The organism is Thermodesulfobacteriota bacterium, assembly GCA_036482575.1.
GTDB lineage: Bacteria > Desulfobacterota > GWC2-55-46 > GWC2-55-46 > JAUVFY01 > JAZGJJ01.
On the sequence record JAZGJJ010000178.1, the window covers coordinates 1 to 2,822 of the forward strand.

Annotated in this window: 3 protein-coding genes; all 3 read left to right on the forward strand. The window is 61.1% G+C overall.

Annotated features, from left to right (window positions below; translation table 11 throughout):
• Positions 1-877, forward strand: an 877-nt coding sequence (locus tag V3W31_07785; protein ID MEE9614829.1) for a hypothetical protein, incomplete at its 5' end; no start/stop codon positions are given.
• A 19-nt stretch (positions 878-896) separates the two neighbouring features.
• On the forward strand, positions 897-1,637 hold the full coding sequence (locus V3W31_07790) for a stage 0 sporulation family protein (GenBank protein MEE9614830.1): 741 nt from the start codon (positions 897-899) through the stop codon (positions 1,635-1,637).
• Between the two features lie 21 nt (positions 1,638-1,658).
• The coding region (metG, locus tag V3W31_07795; protein MEE9614831.1) for a methionine--tRNA ligase at positions 1,659-2,822 on the forward strand (1,164 nt) is incomplete at its 3' end.

Sequence of the window (2,822 nt, forward strand, 5' to 3'; positions counted from 1 at the left end):
GGGGGGGGGGGGGGGGGGCCAGGACAGACCGGGCATACCGGACAGACCGGGCAGAAACGATGCGTGCGGCGAGTGCGCCTCCTGCAGGCGGATGGACGACGGGGCGCACTTAAACCTCCTCAATCTGGCGCCGGACGAAAAGGGCGTAATAAAGATAGACCGGATAAGGGAGCTTCAGGGCCGCCTTAAGTACAGGATAGAGAGCGGCAGGAGGGTCGTCGTGGTGGCCGGGGCGGAGACGATGCTCACGCAGGCCGCCAACGCTTTCCTGAAGACCCTCGAGGAACCGCCCGCCTCTTCGATTATAATACTCCTTTCCTCCCGCCCCTCCGATCTCCTGCCGACCGTTCTTTCCAGGTGCCAGAGGATAAACTTCCGGCCGCTGGCCGAGGACGTCATCTCCGGCCTGCTCGCCCGAGAAGAGGGGCTCAGTCGGGAGGAGGCCGCCTGGGCGGCGAGGCTCAGCGGGGGGAGCATATCAAAGGCATTGAAGGTCGTCGAGACCGGCTTCAGGCAGAGAAGGGCCGGGCTCGTCAAGAGGCTCCTTGCGCTTACGCCGGCCGACGTCGACGAGATACTCGATATGGCCTCGGAGCTTTCTAAGGAGGAGGACCTCCTGGAGACTATAGAGTTTCTTAAGACCTGGTTCCGTGACCGCGCGGTCACGGCCGAAGGGGCGGGACACCTCGCCGTAAACAGCGACATGGCCGCCCTCCTCGATGCGGAGCTCGGGGCGGAGCTCGGGCCGGGCGAAGGCCCCGGCTCCTTCGCCTTTGCCGAGGAGGCCCGGATGAACATAACCCCGCCGCGCTACGCCAACAAGCTGCTTACCGTAGAGACGATGCTCTTGCGTCTTGCCGGTGCGCGCGCGGCTTAGAGTAATGAGGTGATATGTCATGACCGACATCGTAGGCATAAGGTTCAAAAAGGCGTGCAAGATATACGACTTCAACTCCAACGGCGTTGAGGTAAAAACGGGCGATAACGTCATAGTGGAGGTCGAGAAGGGTATAGGCATGGGACTGGTGGCCTACGGCCCGGTGGAGAAGGACGAGGCGAGGCTCCAGTACAAGCTGAAGAACATCATACGCAAGGCCGACGACGTGGACATGGAAAGGCAGCAATACAACGTCGAGCGCGAGGAAGAGGCCTTCCGTATATGCAGGGAAAAGATCAAGCAGTACTCGCTCCCGATGAAGCTGGTGCGGGTCGAGTACCTCTTCGATTCGAGCAAAGCCATATTCTACTTCACCTCGGACACGAGGGTGGACTTCAGGGAACTCGTGAAGGACCTGGCCGGCAAGTTCTATACACGCGTGGAGATGCGCCAGATAGGGGTCAGGGACGAGGCAAAGACCATCGGGGGGCTGGGCCCGTGCGGGAGGGAGCTCTGCTGCACGAGCTTCCTGATGGACTTCGAGCCGGTGACCGTTAAGATGGCCAAGGAACAGAACGTCGCGCTTAACCCCGCCAAGGTTTCCGGGGTCTGCGGAAGGCTCATGTGCTGCCTTAGCTTCGAGTACGACGGCGGCCGGAAAGGCGGCCGGAAAGGCGGGCACGGCGGCCGGAAAAGCGGAGGCCACGGCCACGGATGCGGCAGTGGCTGCGGGGGGCACGGGGGGCACGGCGCTCACTAAGGCGCGGGGGCGGAGCATCGAATGACGAAAACTTTCTACGTAACGACACCCATCTACTACGTAAACGACACCCCGCACATAGGCCACGCCTACACGACGGTGGCTGCCGACTGTATGGCTAGGTACAAGAGGCTCAAGGGCTTCGACGTACTTTTCCTGACCGGCACCGACGAGCACGGCCAGAAGGTCGAAAAGGCCGCCGCCGAGGCCGGGGTAACCCCCAGGGAGCTTGCCGACAGGGTCGTCGTGCACTTCAAGGACCTGTGGAAGAAGCTCGACATTTCCAACGACGACTTCATCCGCACCACCGAAGACAGGCATAAAAAAGCGGCAGCGAGCCTCTGGGAGGAGGTCAGGAAAAACGGCGACATCTACCTCGGCGAGTACGAGGGCTGGTACTGCACCCCGTGCGAGAACTTCCTTACCGATTCGCAGCTCGCGGGCGGCAACTGCCCGGACTGCGCGAGGCCGGTCGAGAGGCTGAGCGAGCCGAGCTACTTCTTCAAGCTCTCGGAGTACGGCGACAGGCTCTTGAAGCATATCGAGGATAACCCGGAGTTCATAGGGCCGGAGACGAAGAAGAACGAGATAAAGAGCTTTATAAAGCAGGGGCTCAGGGACATAAGCGTCAGCAGGACGACCTTCTCATGGGGCGTACCGGTGCCTGGCGACCCAGATCACATCATGTACGTCTGGTTCGAGGCGTTGACCAACTACCTCGCGGCAACGGGCTATCCGGAGGAAGGGCACAAAAAATTCTGGCCCGCGGACCTGCACCTTATAGGGAAGGACATCCTCAGGTTCCACTCGGTCTTCTGGCCCGCCTTCCTCATGAGCGCCGGGCTGGAGCCGCCGAAGAAGGTCTTTGCCCACGGCTGGTGGACCGTCGAGGGCAGGAAGATGAGCAAGTCGGTCGGCAACGTCGTGGACCCCTTCGAGGTGGTCGATACCTACGGCGTGGACCAGTTCCGCTACTTCCTCCTGAGCGAGGTGCCTTTTGGCAAGGACGGCGACTTCTCGATAACCGCCTTAAAAGGCCGCATAAACGGAGACCTCGCCAACGACCTCGGGAACCTGCTCTCGAGGACCGTATCGATGATAGAGAAGTACAGGGACGGGGTTGTGCCGGCCGCTATAAACGGCAGGGACAGGGAAGGGCTTGAGAAAAGCATCCAAGGAAGATTC

Bases quoted from the DNA above. Each gene is read 5' to 3' on its own strand.
- V3W31_07790 (MEE9614830.1), top strand. From the start codon at position 897: ATGACCGACATCGTAGGCATAAGGTTCAAAAAGGCGTGCAAGATATAC.